The 16,034-nt window shown below is 67.3% G+C and carries 17 protein-coding genes; 9 read left to right on the top strand and 8 right to left on the bottom strand.

What is annotated here, in order from left to right; all coding sequences use genetic code 11:
• Positions 1–119 precede the first annotated feature (119 nt).
• Together BLQ10_RS08040 and rraA are read right to left on the bottom strand one after the other, a co-directional pair.
• Positions 120–1,778 (bottom strand): MDR family MFS transporter, encoded by a 1,659-nt coding sequence (locus BLQ10_RS08040; protein WP_091560504.1) that lies wholly within the window; start codon positions 1,776–1,778, stop codon positions 120–122.
• A 103-nt stretch (positions 1,779–1,881) separates the two neighbouring features.
• Entirely contained in the window at positions 1,882–2,358 is a 477-nt protein-coding gene (rraA, locus tag BLQ10_RS08035) for a ribonuclease E activity regulator RraA (protein WP_091560502.1), read from the bottom strand.
• Between the two features lie 118 nt (positions 2,359–2,476).
• On the opposite strand from rraA, the gene BLQ10_RS08030 reads away from it, so the two are divergent.
• From BLQ10_RS08030 to BLQ10_RS08005, 6 genes are all read left to right on the top strand, one after another.
• Positions 2,477–3,757: an MFS transporter gene (locus tag BLQ10_RS08030; RefSeq protein WP_091560500.1), complete on the top strand. Its 1,281-nt coding sequence runs from the start codon at positions 2,477–2,479 to the stop codon at positions 3,755–3,757.
• Positions 3,758–3,910: 153 nt separating this feature from the next.
• Positions 3,911–4,498, top strand: a complete 588-nt coding sequence (locus BLQ10_RS08025) for a TetR/AcrR family transcriptional regulator (protein ID WP_091560498.1) — start codon at positions 3,911–3,913, stop codon at positions 4,496–4,498.
• A gap of 284 nt (positions 4,499–4,782) precedes the next feature.
• Positions 4,783–5,994 carry an NAD(P)-dependent malic enzyme gene (locus BLQ10_RS08020; RefSeq protein WP_175558525.1) on the top strand — a complete coding sequence of 404 codons (1,212 nt, stop codon included), beginning with the start codon at positions 4,783–4,785 and terminating at the stop codon, positions 5,992–5,994.
• A gap of 95 nt (positions 5,995–6,089) precedes the next feature.
• On the top strand, positions 6,090–6,590 hold the full coding sequence (locus tag BLQ10_RS08015) for a DUF456 domain-containing protein (RefSeq protein ID WP_091560495.1): 501 nt from the start codon (positions 6,090–6,092) through the stop codon (positions 6,588–6,590).
• 32 nt (positions 6,591–6,622) lie between these two features.
• Positions 6,623–7,672, top strand: a complete 1,050-nt coding sequence (locus tag BLQ10_RS08010) for a hypothetical protein (protein WP_254785468.1) — start codon at positions 6,623–6,625, stop codon at positions 7,670–7,672.
• Between the two features lie 81 nt (positions 7,673–7,753).
• Entirely contained in the window at positions 7,754–8,110 is a 357-nt protein-coding gene (locus BLQ10_RS08005; protein WP_091560493.1) for a nuclear transport factor 2 family protein, read from the top strand.
• Positions 8,111–8,125: 15 nt separating this feature from the next.
• On the opposite strand, the gene BLQ10_RS08000 is transcribed toward BLQ10_RS08005, so the two are convergent.
• Positions 8,126–8,788: a LysE family translocator gene (locus tag BLQ10_RS08000; protein ID WP_091560490.1), complete on the bottom strand. Its 663-nt coding sequence runs from the start codon at positions 8,786–8,788 to the stop codon at positions 8,126–8,128.
• Between the two features lie 118 nt (positions 8,789–8,906).
• Between BLQ10_RS08000 and BLQ10_RS07995 the strand changes: the two genes are divergently transcribed.
• Positions 8,907–9,362 carry an Lrp/AsnC family transcriptional regulator gene (locus BLQ10_RS07995; protein ID WP_091560489.1) on the top strand — a complete coding sequence of 152 codons (456 nt, stop codon included), beginning with the start codon at positions 8,907–8,909 and terminating at the stop codon, positions 9,360–9,362.
• 42 nt (positions 9,363–9,404) lie between these two features.
• On the opposite strand, the gene BLQ10_RS07990 is transcribed toward BLQ10_RS07995, so the two are convergent.
• Positions 9,405–9,863, bottom strand: a complete 459-nt coding sequence (locus BLQ10_RS07990) for an Lrp/AsnC family transcriptional regulator (RefSeq protein WP_175558535.1) — start codon at positions 9,861–9,863, stop codon at positions 9,405–9,407.
• A 338-nt stretch (positions 9,864–10,201) separates the two neighbouring features.
• On the opposite strand from BLQ10_RS07990, the gene gluQRS reads away from it, so the two are divergent.
• Positions 10,202–11,137, top strand: a complete 936-nt coding sequence (gluQRS, locus tag BLQ10_RS07985; RefSeq protein ID WP_091560486.1) for a tRNA glutamyl-Q(34) synthetase GluQRS — start codon at positions 10,202–10,204, stop codon at positions 11,135–11,137.
• A 9-nt stretch (positions 11,138–11,146) separates the two neighbouring features.
• A complete protein-coding gene (locus BLQ10_RS07980) occupies positions 11,147–11,806 on the top strand; it encodes an HD domain-containing protein (RefSeq protein WP_091560484.1) in 660 nt (219 codons plus the stop codon).
• Positions 11,807–11,831: 25 nt separating this feature from the next.
• Here BLQ10_RS07980 and BLQ10_RS07975 read toward each other — a convergent pair whose 3' ends face one another.
• The 4 genes from BLQ10_RS07975 to BLQ10_RS07960 all read right to left on the bottom strand — a co-directional run.
• Positions 11,832–12,509, bottom strand: coding sequence for a transmembrane-type terpene cyclase (locus BLQ10_RS07975; RefSeq protein WP_217635800.1), 678 nt, complete (start codon positions 12,507–12,509; stop codon positions 11,832–11,834).
• Between the two features lie 7 nt (positions 12,510–12,516).
• Complete coding sequence (locus BLQ10_RS07970; RefSeq protein ID WP_091560481.1) at positions 12,517–13,833, bottom strand: ATP-binding protein; 1,317 nt, start codon at positions 13,831–13,833, stop codon at positions 12,517–12,519.
• A gap of 131 nt (positions 13,834–13,964) precedes the next feature.
• Positions 13,965–15,548: an amino acid permease gene (locus BLQ10_RS07965; RefSeq protein WP_175558524.1), complete on the bottom strand. Its 1,584-nt coding sequence runs from the start codon at positions 15,546–15,548 to the stop codon at positions 13,965–13,967.
• A gap of 27 nt (positions 15,549–15,575) precedes the next feature.
• Positions 15,576–16,034: lyase family protein (locus BLQ10_RS07960; RefSeq protein ID WP_254785467.1), on the bottom strand; the 459-nt coding region annotated here is incomplete at its 5' end.

Raw genomic sequence — 16,034 nt, 5'->3', positions numbered from 1 at the left:
GCCTGTCACAACCCCCGGAAAGTGAGACGAAACATACACTTTGCCCGGGCGGCAGACGGCGAACGGCAGGCAGTCCAAGAGACTGCCTGCCGTGACGTTAACCAGCCGTCGAAACGTGCCTAGTGGGCTGCGGCCGAGGCGACTTCCCTGGCGGCCGCCTTCGGGTCCGTGAGTTTCTTGTTCGGCAGGGCGAAGGTGATCAGGAAGGCGATGCCGGTGAGCACGGCGGCGGTGAGCATGACGGCGTCGATCGACTGCGCGAAGCCCTCGGTGATGGGGCGGGTCAGCGTCGAGTTGGCGGTATGCAGCCAGCTGGTGTCGTTCAGTGAATCGTTGCTGGCACCGTTTTTGAAGAACTCGTAGAGCTTGGCGTTGGCAGGATCGGCAGCCACGGCCGGGTCCTTGAGCACCTTGAGGTAGTCCGCATTCTGCGCGGCGTCCTTCATGCCCGTGGCGATCTTGTCCGCGGCGAGGCTGAAGAGCATCGAGATGAACACGGCCGTGCCCACCGCGCCGCCCATGGAGCGGAAGAACGCGGCGGAGGAGGTGCCCACGCCCATGTCCTTCGACGGAACGGAAACCTGCATGGCCAGCGTCAGGGGCTGCATGCAGAAGCCCAGGCCCAGGCCGAAGAACACGGCGATGGCGCCAGGTACCCACAGCGGCGTGTCGACTCCGAGGGAAAGGCCCATCACGACGGCGGCAACGGTCAGCACTGCCGTGCCGAGGATCGGGAAGATCCGGTACGTGCCCGACGCGGAGATGGTCCGGCCGGCCGTGATGGAGCCGGTGAGGATGCCCACCGTGAAGGTGATCATCATGAGGCCGGCCTCGGTGGGTGTCAGACCCTTGACCAGCTGCAGGTACATGGGAAGCATCGCGATGGCGCCGAACATGCCGATGCCGATGATGAAGTTCAGCAGCGAGGACAGGCCGAACGTGATGTTCTGGAACAGCCGGAGCGGGATCAGCGCGTAGTCGGCGGCATGCCGTTCGGCCAGCAGGAACGCGATGATGCCGACAACGCCCAGTCCGTAGCAGAGGTAGGAGTTGGCGGAGCTCCAGCCCCAGCTGCGTCCCTGTTCGGCGACGAGAAGGAGCGGAACGATCGCCAGCGTGATGGCGGCCGCGCCCCAGTAGTCGATCTTCTGTTTCACATGCTTGGCCGGGAGGTGCAGGTACATGAACACCACTGCGAGGGCGGCGAGGCCGATCGGCAGGTTGATGAGGAAGACCCAGCGCCAGCCGTCGATTCCGAGGATGGTTTCGGTGCCTGCGAAGGCGCCGCCAATCACCGGGCCCAGGACCGAGGAGATGCCGAAGACCGACATGAAGTAGCCCTGGTACTTGGCGCGGTCCTTGAGCGCCACGATGTCGCCGATGATGGTCAGGGCGAGGGCCAGGAGGCCGCCGGCGCCCATACCCTGGATGCCGCGGGCAATGGCGAGCTCGGTCATGGAGTGGACCGAGCCGGCGTAGAGCGAGCCGGCGAGGAAGATCAGGATGGCGATGAGGTACAGCGGGCGGCGACCAAAGATGTCGCTGAGCTTGCCGTAGAGCGGCGTGCTCACCGTAGAGGTGATGAGGTATGCGGTGGTGGCCCAGGCCTGCAGTGAAAGACCGTCGAGGTCGTTGGCGATCGTGTAGATCGAGGTGGACACGATCGTCTGGTCCAGCGAAGACAGGAACATGCCGAGCATGAGTCCCACCATGACGGTGATGGTCTGACGGTGGGTCAGGACCTCTCCTGCGGCGCGCACGGAGGTGGTTTTGGACATGACTGCTCCAAGGTGAAGTGTGGGGATCAAGCTGATAGTTGCTTTCAGTAACTATGTTACTGGCTCAATTGTTCCCGTCACTACCGCGGGGAGAAGAAAGTCCTCAGCGTTCCACCAGGACCCCGTCCGGATCGCACCAGATCATCGCACCGGGGCGGATGGCCACGCCGTCGATCTCCAGCGGCACGTCGATGGCCCCGGCGCCTTCCTTGGCGCTCTTGCGCGGGTTGCTGCCCAGCGCCTTGACCCCCAGCGGCAGCCCCGCGATAGCGAGCCGGTCCCGGATGGCGCCATTGATTACGACGCCGGCCCAGCCGTTCGCGACGGCGCTCGCCGCGATCATGTCCCCCATCAGCGCCGTGCGGAGGGAACCGGCGCCGTCGACCACCAGCACGGAGCCGTTGCCGGGAGTGGCCAGCACGGACTTAACCAGCGCGTTGTCCTCGAAGCACCGAATGGTCCGGACCGGCCCGCTGAAGTGCGACTGTCCGCCGAGGGACTGGAACTGCACGGCCAAGGAGCTGAGCTCCTCGCCGCGGTCATCGTAAAGGTCGGCGGTGTTGATGCTGGATGCGGCCACTGGTTCTCCCTTGCTGGAAAGTAGACGTGCTGAAAAGTAGACGGCGGATCTTGATGCCCACGATAGTCTGGCCTCACACAGATCATCAGCTTGAGTCGCCAGTTCCGGGGGGAACCACATGAGCTTGTCCGACCTACCGAGCGCTGCTCCGCCGTCGGCGGCGCTCGCCGAGCCTGAGCGCCGAGTCCGTCCGGTCTGGACCGCGGGCGTGGTCCTGGTCAACCTCGGCATCAATGCGGCGTTCTTCGGCCCGATCCAAGTGCTGCTCGGACAACAGGCGGCGGCGTTCAGCGAAGGGGACAAGGAGGCCATCCTCGCCCTCGTGACCGGGGCAGGGGCGGCCGTGTCCCTCGTGGCCAACCCCCTGTTCGGCGCCTTCAGCGACCGCACCACCTCCCGGCTGGGCCGCCGCGTGCCGTGGGTGCTGTTCGGCGCGGTCCTTGGCGCCGCAGCCCTGATCGCGCTCGCCGGGGCGCCGAACGTCGCCGTCATGACGCTGCTCTGGTGCCTCGTGCAGGCCGGCTGCAACGGCGCCTACGCCGCCATCACCGCCGCCATCCCGGACCGCGTGCCGGTCCCGCAGCGCGGCACGGTGGGCGGACTGGCCGCCATGGGCCAGACGGTCGGGATCCTCCTCGGCGCGGTGATCGCCGCCGCCGTCACGGGAAACTTCGCCGTCGGTTACCTGGTGTGCGCGGTGGCGCTGCTGGCCGGCGTCGTGCTCTATTACTTCAAGAACGACGACGTTCCGCTGCCCGCGCAAGCCCGTCCGTCGTTCAGCCTGGCCGGCTTTGTGCGGGGCTTTTGGATTTCCCCGGCCCGCCACCCGGATTTTGCCTGGGCCTGGCTGACGCGGCTCCTGGTGAACATCGGCAACCACATGGTCACCCTCTACCTGCTGTTCTTCCTCCACGACGCCGTCCGGGTCCGCGAAACCCAAGGCATCGAGCCCGAATTTGGTGTCCTGATCCTCACGGGCCTGTATGCGGTCATGGTGATCATCACCAGCGTGATCGGCGGCCGGCTGAGCGACCGGATGGGCCGCCGGAAGCCGCTGGTCATCATCTCTTCCGCAGTGATCGCCGCGGCCTCCCTCATTCTTGCGTTCGCGCCCACCTGGCCGGGCGCGCTGATCGGCGCGTCGGTGCTGGGCATCGGCTTCGGCTGCTATCTGGCGGTGGACTTCGCGCTCATCACCCAGGTGCTGCCCACGGCCCTGAACCGGGGCAAGGATCTGGGCGTCATCAACATCGCCAACTCCCTGCCGCAAGTGCTCGCCCCGCTCATTGCCTTTCCGTTCGTAACGCTCTGGGGAGGGTACGTTTCGCTGTATGTGGCGGCCGCCGTGATCGGGCTTCTCGGCGCCGTGTTCGTGGTGAAGATCAAGGGCGTGGACTGAGCCGCACCCGTCCCGTGGCGGGGTTTCCCGTGCCCCCGTTTGACTGGCGGGAGGCCCGGGTTCGTGGCGTATAGTGGACCGCAATTGCCGCGGCAGCGCGGTGGGCGGGATCGCGCCCGGCTGCCGAGAAAAACGACCCCCGGAACGCTGCTGATGCCTGATTTTCACTCAGATCTTCCACCGATGGCCCCTCCCCCCACCCTGCCCCGACAAAGACTCCGTTACGTGCGGATCCTTGACGTTGCCGCGGCGTTTGCCCGCAAGGGCCTGGACTCCGTGGTCCTTTCCGAGGTGGCGGCCAAGGCGGATGTGCCGCTGGGGACCCTGTACCGCTATTTCCCCTCGGCCACCCAGTTGGTCTTGGCCCTGTACCGCAAGCAACTGGCCGAACTGCTCGCGGGGAGCACGCCCGAGGCGGGGAAGGCTCCGGCCCAGGCCCTCGTGGGCGTGGTGATGGAGATCTTTCACATGCGCCTCATGCAGCCCGCCGTGGAGCAAAGCCTCAACCGGGCCGTTTACGCCAAGGACACCGACACCACCAGGCTGCTGCGCGAGATCGATGCGACGGCCGAGAAGGCGGTGACGGCCGCGTGCGACGACGCCGCCGTCGCCCGGGTCCTGCTGCTGACGGTTACGGGACTGGTCCAGGCCGTCCGATGCCGCCGGCTGTCCCTCTTCGAAGCGGAGGAGGACCTGAAGAAGGCCTGCTCGCTCCTGCAGCGAACCCCGCAGGCCGCGTAACCGGTCTAGACCAAAGATCCGGAAACCACCTTCCTACGCGTGATCCGGGTCACTTAAAGACATGGGGAAACGTTTCACCAGGGCACATCGCCGCTCCCGACCGGCGCAACCGGCGGGATCCCTTGTTTACCATTGCTGGACCGGATACGGCTGACGCCAGCAAATCGGGGATCCACCGGCGACCGCCACCTCTGGTCGCCGCCGCCCCCGCCAGACCAACTTGAGCATCCCTGCTTGAGCTTCCATGAGCCGTGCGCCCACGGTGAGTCCCAGGAGACAACGACGTGTCCACTGAAACGATCATTCCCGCCGATTCCACCTCCCCGGCTGAGGCAGTAGCCGTGCTCAGCGACGAGGAAATCTTCGCATCCCACGAGGGCGGCAAGCTTTCGATTTCCAGCACCGTCCCGCTGGCCAGCAAGCGCGACCTCTCCATCGCCTACACGCCCGGTGTCGCCCAGGTCAGCCGCGCCATCCACGCCAACCCGGAGCTCGCCAAGACGCTCACGTGGGCCCAGCGCCTCGTGGTGGTGGTCAGCGACGGCACGGCCGTGCTGGGCCTGGGCAACATCGGCGCCAGCGCCTCGCTGCCCGTGATGGAGGGCAAGTCTGCGCTCTTCAAGGCCTTCGGAGAACTCGACTCCATCCCGCTGGTCCTCAACACCACCGACGTTGACGAAATCGTCGAGACGCTTGTCCGGCTCCGCCCGAGCTTCGGCGCCGTCAACCTTGAGGACATCGCCGCGCCCCGATGCTTCGAACTCGAGGAGAAAGTCATCGAGGCGCTGGACTGCCCGGTCATGCACGATGACCAGCACGGCACCGCCGTCGTGGTCCTCGCCGCCCTGACCAATGCCGCCAAGGTGACCGGCCGGACGCTCGATAGCCTGCGCGTGGTGGTCTCCGGGGCGGGGGCGGCCGGGATCGCCGTCGCCGAAATCCTGCTGACGGCGGGAATCGGCGACGTTGTCCTCCTGGACTCCCGCGGCACGATCAGCAAGGACCGCGCCGACATCGCGGCCGATCCGGCAAGCAAGAAGGCCCAGCTCACCGCGCGCAGCAACCCGCGCGGTGTGACCGGCGGCCCGGGAGAGGCGCTGCTCGGCGCCGACGTGTTCGTCGGTGTCTCCTCCGCCAAGCTGGACGAGGAGCACTTGAAGCTGATGAACCACAGCTCGATCGTGTTCGCCCTGTCCAACCCGGACCCGGAAGTCCTGCCGGAGGTCGCGAGCAAGTACGCGGCCGTGGTCGCCACAGGGCGCAGCGACTTCCCGAACCAGATCAACAACGTTCTGGCGTTCCCCGGCATCTTCCGCGGCGCCCTCGACGCCGGCGCCCGCCGGATCACACCGGCCATGAAACTCGCCGCGGCCCGGGCCATCGCAGAACTGGCCGAGGACGATCTCTCCGCGGACTACATCGTGCCCAGCCCGCTGGATCCGCGCGTGGCCCCCGCCGTCTCCGCTGCCGTCGCCGCGGCGGTGGAAGCCGAGTAGAGCACTGCGGCCCACACAGTGACGGCGGCGCTGCCTTCGGGGAGCGCCGCCGTTGGCGGGCACGGTAGGGGCCGATCCCGGCCTAGACTGGGCCCATGAACCCCGAGACTCTGGTGACTGTCCTCTGCGGCCTCGCCATCCTGGTGGGCGTGGCGGGGACCATCGTTCCTGTCCTGCCCGGCGGCATCCTGATCGGAGCGAGCCTGCTTGCCTGGGCACTGTGGGGCGGCGCCGGGACTACCGGCTGGGTGGTCTTTGGGGTTGGACTGGTGTTCGTCCTGGCCGGCATGGCCGCCAGCGCCGTCCTGACCGGCCGGAAGCTCAAAGAGCACAGCATCCCGAGCCGTTCCGTGGTGGTGGGCCTGGTGCTGGGCGTGGCCGGCATGTTCATCATCCCCGTGGTGGGGCTCTTCGTGGGCTTCGCCGCCGGGCTCTTGCTCAGCGAGCTGCAGCGCACGCGCGTTTTCGGCACGGCGGTGGCCTCGAGTTGGGCCGCCCTGAAGGCCACGGGCTTTGGCATGATCGTGGAATTTGGCCTCGCTTGCCTCGCCGCGAGCACCTGGGTCATCGGCCTCTGGGTGGCCTCGGCCGCCTAGCAGGGCCTGCCGGAGCCTACTACCATGGGGGCATGAGCGCCGGACCTGGCGAATCCGCCCCCCGCATTCCCGACGGCCACATTCCCATTGGCCGGATTCCCGACGGCCCAATTCCGGACGACCAACGCAGGCCGTACACGGACACCCGGGACCTGACGCCGTTCCGCAAGGCTGTGGTCCGGACACCCGTCCGCGGCCTGGCTGGCAACGTGGGCTCCGTGGTGACCGGGCTCATGGCAGGCCGGGCCCCCGGGACGCTGGCCGCCGAGGGCGGGGTGCCCCGCCTGGGCAGGGTGGGAGGCCGGGCGTCCGCCAAGAGAATGAAAGCCGTGCACGCCGCCGTCTTCGGCAGCACCGATCCGGACCCCCTGATCGCCCTGGCCCGCGCCTACCCCGGCTGGGCTGGAGTCTGCTACCTCATGGCCGGGCTGCTGGCCTATGCCCACGGCGGGCATCTGCGTGCGTCCGAGCTCCTGCAGCACGGCCTGAGGCTGCGCAACGACCAGGACGCCAACCGCTACGCGGCCGTGTACCTGGCCGGCGTCGTCACGAGGGTGGAGGTGGCGGAGCGGATCGAGGTTCCGGTGCTCTTCAGCGAGGAGGCCGTGTTCCTGGCCCTGTCCCATTCCCTGCGGGAGACCGGCCAGACGGAGGCGGCGCTTGCGGCGCTTGCCGGCCTGCCGCCGTCGCTGCCGCTGGCCTTGGCCCGCTGTTCGCTTGAGGCCGAGCTGGGACGCGACGTTGACGTAGTGACGGAGACCGAGGGGCTGCTGAACGCGGACGATCTGGCCGCCGCGCTGTTGCTGGTGCGTGCCCGATCCCTGCGCAGGCTCGGAGCCTACACCGCCTCGCGTTCAGCCCTGCAGGAAGTCCAGCGGCGCAGGAAGACAGACTTCACCCTCCGCAGTGACGCGCTGACGGACACTGCCTTGCTCCTCCTGGACGCGGGCCGCAAGACCCTAGGAGCCAGGGAATGGCAGCGCCACAAACCGGCACAGCTGGAGGCCGTGAAGGCCATCCGCAAGGACGCGGAAATGCACGAACTCTGGGACCGCGAATACGGGCGCGCTGACGACGACTGACAGTCTTCCGCGCTCGATCGCGGCCAAATCCACGTATCGACTACTCTTGCGGGCCCCTTTGGCGCGGAGTACAAACGAGGCATGAGAGATGCGGTGGAGCGCTGGATGCAGCACTACATCACGGCGTGGACGACCAACGATCCGGAGGACATCCGGGCGCTGTTTACGGAGGACGCCATCTATGCCACCAGCCCCCAGGAAGCCGAACCGTGGCGGGGCCGGGACGATATCGTCGAGCACTGGCTTGCCGGGCGCGATGAACCGGATGACTGGACGTTTGAGTGGAAGATACTGGGGGTCGACGGCGGCCGGGCCTTTGTGCAGGGCCTGACGACCTACCGGGGCAACAGCCGAAGCTATGACAACCTGTGGGTCATCCAGTTGACCGCGGACGGCCGCGCGTCGTCCTTCACTGAGTGGTACATGCAGCGCAAGTAGTCGGGATGCCCGCCCTCACCCGCGGTTCATGGCCGCGCTGATGGCGGGCGCGATCTGTTCGGCGAGCAGCAAGGCGCCCAGGATCAGCATGATGATCCCGCTGGCCAGCGTCACCTGACGCGCTGCGCCCGGCCTGGCCTGCAGCAGTTTACGCGCCAGGAGTGCCACGCAGCTGTAGATGACGCCCACGAGCAGGACGAAGGTAAGCCCGAGCAGTCCCGACTGGACCGGAACCGGCAACGCGGCGTCGGGGCTGACGAACTGCGGCACCAGGGCCACGAAGAACAGTAGGCCCTTGGGATTGATCCCGCTGATGCCGATGCCCTGGAGGAAGATCCGGAACTGGCTCGCGGGCGCGGCCGCAGCGGGGGCAGCATTGCTGGTGCTGAAGCTGGCTCCGCGCCAGGACCGTAGGGTGCTGAAGCCCAGCCAGAGCAGGTAGAGGGCGCCCGCGGCCGTCAGCCAGCCGAGCACGCCGGGCATCCCGGCCAGCAGTGCCGCCAGTCCCAGCACCAGGAGCGCCGTGTGGAGGGCGTAGCCGCCGCAGAGCCCAGCGACGGCGGGCGCGAAGCTGCGCTGCCTGAGCCCGGCCGCGATCGAATAGGCCCAGTCGACGCCGGGGGTGCATGCCAGTGCGACGGCGACAACCAGGAAGGCGAGGAAAAGCTGGGGGTTCATGGCGGGCTCCAAGGGGTGCGGCACCTCGTGGCGGGTACAAGGAAAACTCTAGGCAAATTCGGCCCGAAAGTGCTCGCTTATTTACTGAAGAATCGCAGGTTTTGGGTAAGATAATTGCGTGATCGACAATATTGACAGAAGTATTTTGCGCTACCTCCAATCGAATGGCCGAATGACTGCCACGGCCCTGGCGGCCAAGGTCGGGCTGACCGTGGCTCCGTGCCATCGCCGGCTGCGTGATCTGGAGGCCGCCGGGATCATCCGGGGCTACCGGGCGGACATTGATCCAGCTGCCGTGGGGCTCGGTTTCGAGGCGATCGTGTTCGTGACTCTGCGGCAGGTGGACCGTTCCACGATGGAGATTTTCGAGAACCGGGTGGCCGACAATCCCAACATCGTGGAGGCCCAGCGGCTCTTCGGTTCACCGGACTATCTGCTCAAGGTCATCTCGGAGGACCTTCCGTCCTACCAGCGTTTCTATGACAGCGAACTGACCTCGCTGCCCGGCGTCGAACGCCTGACGTCAACGCTGGTCATGAAGAACCTGAAAGCCAACGCCGGACCGCCGGTCTAAGCCAAGACTGGAAGGCCGGGGGCGCCGGGCACGACGAAGAGTTCAGGCGCCGAGCAGTCCCGTGGTCCGGTAGGGAATGACCTCGCGCAGGAACATGCTCGTTGAGGTTCGGATGATTCCGGGGCACAGCCGGATTTCCTCGGACACGCGGTAGAGATCGTCGGGGCTTTTGGCCACCACCCGGATCAGGAGATCGGTGTCGCCGGCCGGGGCGTGGCATTCGAGGACTTCCGGGATATTGCGCAGGGCAGCGATCGCCTCGTTGAGGTGGCTCTGATCCAGTTCCGCGCTCACGGCGGCCGCCACGCCTCGGCCCAGGGCGGACGGCAGAACCCGGCTGCTGTTCGGACGGAGAGCGCCTGACGCCGCCATCCGCTCCAGGCGGGACTGGACCGTTCCGCGGGCCAGGCCCAGCTTTTGCGCCAGCACCATGACGGGCACGCGGGGATCTTCGTCCAGCGCGCCGAGGATCCGCCGGTCCGTCGCGTCGAGCTCCTGCAAAATGACCACTTCCTGTTCACTGTCGCGGCTGTAGTTGATCAGATTGGCTACTTCAGCGCCGGTCCGTTGCACCAACTGTAGGGCCTCTGCTCAAATGATGACAACAAAGGGAACGGGGCCACCGCCACGATCCCGAAGGCTACGGACACCCCGGCACATCACCCGGACCCCCGATGAGGCTCCCGCAAGGAACCCGCCGCTGATTGACTCTTGTTCACGCATCGTCACTCCGCACAACGCGCCACAACGCGGCAAGAGCCCCTGAGCCACCGACGTCGGATTTCCCGAAGTCATCGGTAGCTGAGGGGCTCTTGTGCTGCTCCGCATAGGCTTATCCCATGACCTCAGCTGGCCGTTTCGCCCCCAGTCCCTCCGGCGAACTGCACGTGGGCAACCTCCGGACGGCCATCCTGGCGTGGCTCTTCGCCCGGTCCGCGGGGCGGCGGTTCCTGATGCGGGTGGAGGACCTGGACCGTGCCCGGGCAGGCGCCGAGGCTGAGCAGCTCCGCGACCTTGGGGCGATCGGCGTGAGCTGGGACGGCGGCGTCGTGCGCCAGACGGACCGTGAGCACCTGTATGCCGAGGCGATCGCGCAGCTGACGGCGGCCGGCCTGACCTACGAGTGCTTTTGTACCCGCCGGGAAATCCAGGAGGCCCCGTCCGCGCCGCACGCTCCGCTGGGCGCCTACCCGGGGACGTGTCGGAACCTCACCGGCGCCGAGCGCGAGGCCAAACGGGCCGCCCGGCCGCCTGCTGTCCGGCTCCGTTCCACCGTGGCGGAGGCGACGGTGCGGGACGTGCTTCACGGCAACTACACGGGGGTGGTCGACGACTTCGTGCTCCGGCGCAACGACGGGGTGACCGCGTACAACCTGGCCGTGGTGGTGGACGATGCCGCTCAGGGCATCGACCAGGTGGTCCGCGGCGACGATCTGCTGCCGTCCACGCCGCGGCAGGCATATTTGGCGTCCCTCCTGAATATGCCTGTACCGGAATACGCGCATGTGCCGCTGGTACTGAACGCCGACGGCGCCCGGCTGGCCAAGCGCGACGGCGCCGTTACGCTTGCCGACCTGGCCCTGGCCGGCGTGACCGCGGACCAGGTCCGGGACACGCTGCTGGCATCCGTCGGCCTCCCGCCCGGCCGACTGGAACATGCACTTGCCGTCTTCGACCCGGCCGCCCTGCCGCGCGAACCCTGGGTGTGGCCCGGCATGCCGGGAGCACATCCGGGAACCGGCATCCGGGCCCGAACGGACAGCCGCGGCGCGTAGGCTGGGTTCATGACCGAGCCCGCACAACCCCAGCCCCGCTTCACCGTCGAGACAGCCAAGGTCCTGGCCGAGGTGGCCCACAACCGGCAGAAGGACAAGCTCAAGCGGCCCTACCGGGAGCATGTGCTCGCCGTCGGGGATGCCCTGGCGGACTTCGACGACGACATCCGGATCGCCGGGTACCTCCACGACATTGCCGAGGACACCCCGATGACACGGCAGGCACTGTTGGACATGGGTGTCTCCGAGCGCGCAGTGGACATCATCGAACGGGTCACGAAGCGCCTGCATGAGAACCCGGACGACTACCAGGCCGGAATCCGGTACATCGCCGAGGACCACGATGCAACGCTCGTGAAGATTGCCGACAACGCGCACAATTCGCTGCCCGAACGCGTCAAGGCGCTGGCCGAGAAGTGGCCGGACAAGCCCCCGGTCACCCGCTACGACGACGCCCGGCCGGTGCTCTACGCCGCCGTCCCTGTCGAGGAAACCCGGAAAATCCTGGCCCGGATCAATCCGTGGCTGCTGAAGGAACTGGACGACAGGCTCGACGAGGCGGACGACACCGACTACGAGTTCCTCTCCTACGACGACGACCCCGCAGGAGTCACGGCCGCAGCGCCGGGCGAGATTCCCGCCGGCGAAACCGAGTCCGCCCGGGACTAAGCATGCGTGCCTACGTCCTCACCCTCTAGGGCTCCCGGCTTCCGGTGGCGGCCTCCAGCCCCCCGCGCCCGCGGGGACCGATCGGAGTCATCTGCCGACGGGGCCGGGACCGCCACAGCAGCCCGATGTACACCAGATCAAAGACGCTGCAGAGAATCCCTACGCCCAGGATCAGCGGCGAGTGGCCGGACCAGCCGAAGGCGAGGGTGGGCGCGAGGGTGCCGATCCATTTCGCCACGGCGATCAGCAGGGTCTGGCCCCGGGGCCCGCCGCGGGCAACGAACATCGCGATGAACAGTCCGGACATCAGCAGGTTCTGCAGGAAGGCCGCGTAGCGGGCCGCGTCATCCCAGCCGAATTCGGCGACGAACAGCAGTTGGACGGCGAAGGACGTGACGCCCAGCAGGACCGCCCAGCCGATGAACAGCCGCCGCGTCACCCAGGCCGGCAGCTCGGAGCGGCCGAACTTTAGGAAGGTGTACACGATTACGACGTCGGCCAGTCCCCACGCAATGTTGAAGAACCCCTGCGCCGTAACTCCCGTCGCGATGGAGCGGGCGGCGTAGATGGCCTCCCACGCGAAGTTGAGCCCGAGCGCGGCGGCTGGGATCGCGTAGCTCCTGTCCCTGAAGCCGATCCGGATGGCATCGACGTACACCACAGTCCAGGCCAGGCCGCTCACAATGGTCAGAAACAGGTTCACGCTTCGCCTACACCCGGCCCAGGGCGTCGATGTCCTCGAGGAAGTCCTGGTGCACCTCGTCGCTGACCGTCGTCCGGGTATCCCGGACGGCATCGAGATAGTCCTGGGTCGAGGGGCCCTTCCGGACAGCCGCGCGGGAGGCGGGGTAGCCCCCGGACGCCGCGCCGCCGTCGTCGTACACCGCCTTTTCCAGCGCCCGCTGGGAGGCGCTGCGGGCCGCGTACTCGATGTCCGCGGGGGAGAAGCCCTCGGTCCGGTCCACCAGGAGCTCGACGTCGACGTCGTCCACCACGGCAACGGGGATGAAGCGCTGCCACATGGCCTCCCGGGCCTGGCGGTCCGGCAGGCCGATCGGGATGACGTAATCGAACCGGCCGTGGCGCAGGAACGCCGAGTCGAGGGCGCGGATGAAGTTGGTGGCGCAGACCAGGAGCCGGCCGGGCTGTTCGCGGAAGGCGGGGATGATTTTGAGGAGCTCGTTGGTGACGCCCTGCAGGGGAGAGGGCGGTTCGCCCGAGCGCTGCGCGGCGATCTCCTCGACCTCGTCGATGAAGACCACCGCGTGCTCCAGTTCGGCGATTTCCAGGAACGTCTCGCGCAGCGCCCCGGCCAGTCCCTGCGGATCGGCGGCCAGCCGGGAGGGGAAGACCTCCACGAACGGCCATTCGAGCCGGGACGCGATTGCCTTGGCAAACGTCGTCTTGCCGGTACCGGGCGGCCCAAAGAGGACCACGGCCCGCGGTGGCACCACGCCGTATTCGTCGGCGAGATCGGCCTCGGCGAGCGGAAGGACCAGCCGGCGTTCCAGGAGTTCCTTTTCGCGGCGCATGCCGGCCACGTTCTCCCACAGGTCACGGGCCAGGATCCGGCCGCCAAGCAGGCTGAGCGGTTCCAGCTCCTGGCGCTGGACCGGGATTTTCCGTTCGAAGTAGCGCAGGTTTTTCTTCAGCGCGAAGCCGCGGCCCAGGAACGCCTCCACCCGGGTTTCGGATTCGGGCATCAGGGCCGAGAGCTTGTTGAGCCCGTGCGGGGCCATCCGGTTCTCGACCGCGGCCAGCAGCGAGGTGCCGATCCCGCGGCCCCGGAACTCGGGCAACGTGGCCAGGAAAACGATCCAGCCCTGGTCATGGGCGGCCCGTCCGACGGCGGCGCCCACCACCTGCTCACCCTGGACCGCGACGACGGCGTGGTCCTTTTCGCACGAGGCCAGGACCTCGGAGAGCGCGTAGACGGGCTCCACGTTCGATTCTTTGAGGGATTCCCAGAGATGCAGGATGCCGTCGAGGTCCGCCGAATGGAAGTCCCTGATCCGCCAATTGGTCATGAAGTCTCTCCCGGATGGTTCGTCGCTGAGCCGGTGGGCGCCAGTATGGGCGTCTCTGCTGAGCATATGCGAACCATCCGGGCCGGGAGGCTGCGCGGCGTTCGGTTACGCGGAGGCGGAATGCCGGGGTGTCACTCCGAATCGCCGCCGGCGCTCGCTGTGTTCCTCCCTGCGGGAGGGGTGGCGACAAGCGGATACGGGCCGGTGAACCCGTCGCGGACGGCGGCGATTTCCAGGATGCGGTGCTTGCAGAGGCGCCAGCCGAGCATCAGGAGCGGGACGATAACCACGAGGGAGGCGATTGTCCACGTTCCTACGGGCGAGTCGAATGCCATGAGGACCAGCACCGCCAGGAGGAAGGCCAGGGTGATCCAGCCCGTGACGGGTGCGCCGGGCATGCGGAACGCGGGCCGGAGGACTTCCCCGCGGGCTGCGAGCCGGGCAAGCTGCATCTGGCACAGCACGATCATGGCCCAGGTGCTGATGATGCCCAGTGATGCGACGTTCAGGACGATCTCGAAGGCCTCGGCCGGGACCACGGCGTTCAGGATCACGCCCAGGACAGCCACGCCGGCAGTGAGGGTGATGCCGCCGTAGGGGACACCGGACTTGTTCATCCGGGCGGCGAACTTCGGCGCAGAACCTGAAACGGACATCGAACGCATGATCCGGCCGGTGGAGTAGAGGCCGGCGTTCAGCGAGGACAGCGCCGCGGTAAGAACCACGAGGTTCATGATGGCGTCCACGCCGTCCACCCCGATGGAGCCGAAGAAGGTCACGAACGGGCTTTCGCCGGCCTTGTAGGAGCTGTAGGGCAGCAGCAGGGAAAGCAGCACGAGCGAGCCGACGTAGAACACCGCGATGCGCACGATCACCGTGTTGATGGCCCGCGGCATGATCTTCTCCGGGTTTTCGGTCTCGCCGGCGGCGGTGCCGATCAGTTCGATCGAGGCGTAGGCGAACACGACGCCCTGCATCACCACGATCGCCGGCAACAGGCCGTTGGGGAACATGCCGCCGTTGTCCGCGATCAGGCTGAAGCCGACCTCCTGGCCGGCAACGGGCGTGCCGAAGATGACGAAGTAGACGCCTACGAGCAGGAAGGACACGAGCGCCACGACCTTGATGAGCGCGAACCAGAATTCAAGCTCGCCGAACACCTTGACGCTGATGAGGTTCAGGCCAAGGACCAGGATCAGGGCCGCCAAGGCCCACGTCCACTGCGGCACGTCCGCGATGGGCGCCCAGTACTTTTTGAAGAAGTTCATGTACAGCGCGACGGCGGTGATGTCCACGATCGCCGTCATGGCCCAGTTCAACCAGTACAGCCAGCCGGTGACGAACGCGGCTTTTTCACCGAAGAATTCGCGGGCGTAGGAAACGAAGGAGCCCGACGACGGCCGGTGCATCACGAGTTCGCCGAGGGCGCGCAGGATCATGAAGGCGAAGAACCCGCAGACGGCATAGCTGATGATCAGGGCCGGTCCGGCGGTCGCGAGCCGGCCGCCGGCGCCCATGAACAGGCCGGTGCCGATGGCGCCGCCGATCGCGATCATCTGGACCTGCCGGGGTTTCAGGCCCTTGTGGTAGCCCTGGTCCTCGGCGTGGAGGGCGGCTCCGGAGGCATGGGCATGCGCCGGAATGGTGTGGTCGGAGACGGCCTCTTGTTGTGGGGCCGGCTGTTTTGGGGCGCGGGCAGTTTCGGGATGAGTCATGGGGGTCCTTCGGGGTTCGGAGGTGCGCTACTTGCTCAGGTTGGCCAGGCGCTGCGGGCTGAGGAGCTCGGTGAGCTGCTCAGCAGTGAGCAGCCCGTGTTCGAGCACGAGCTCCGCGACCCCCTTGCCGGTGGCCAGGGCTTCCTGCGCGATGGCCGTGGCCGTGGCGTAGCCCAGCTGGGGGTTGAGGGCGGTGACGAGGCCGATTGACTGTTCCACCGTGAGCCGGAGCCGTTCGGTGTTCGCGGTGATGCCCCGGACGCAGCGGGCCGTGAGGGTGCGGCAGGCGGCTTCCAGGTGGGAGATGCTCTTGTGGAGGCTGTGGACGATGATCGGTTCGAAGGCGTTGAGCTGGAGCTGGCCGGCCTCTGCTGCCATGGTGATGGTGACGTCGTTGCCGATCACCTCGTAGGCCACCTGGCTGACCACTTCCGGGATGACCGGGTTGATCTTGCCGGGCATGATCGAGGAGCCGGACTGCACCGC

The organism is Arthrobacter sp. ok362 (genome assembly GCF_900102785.1).
Classification (GTDB): Bacteria; Actinomycetota; Actinomycetes; order Actinomycetales; family Micrococcaceae; genus Arthrobacter.
Note: the sequence above shows the minus strand (reverse complement) of the source record. Positions and strands in the feature narration are given on the sequence as shown.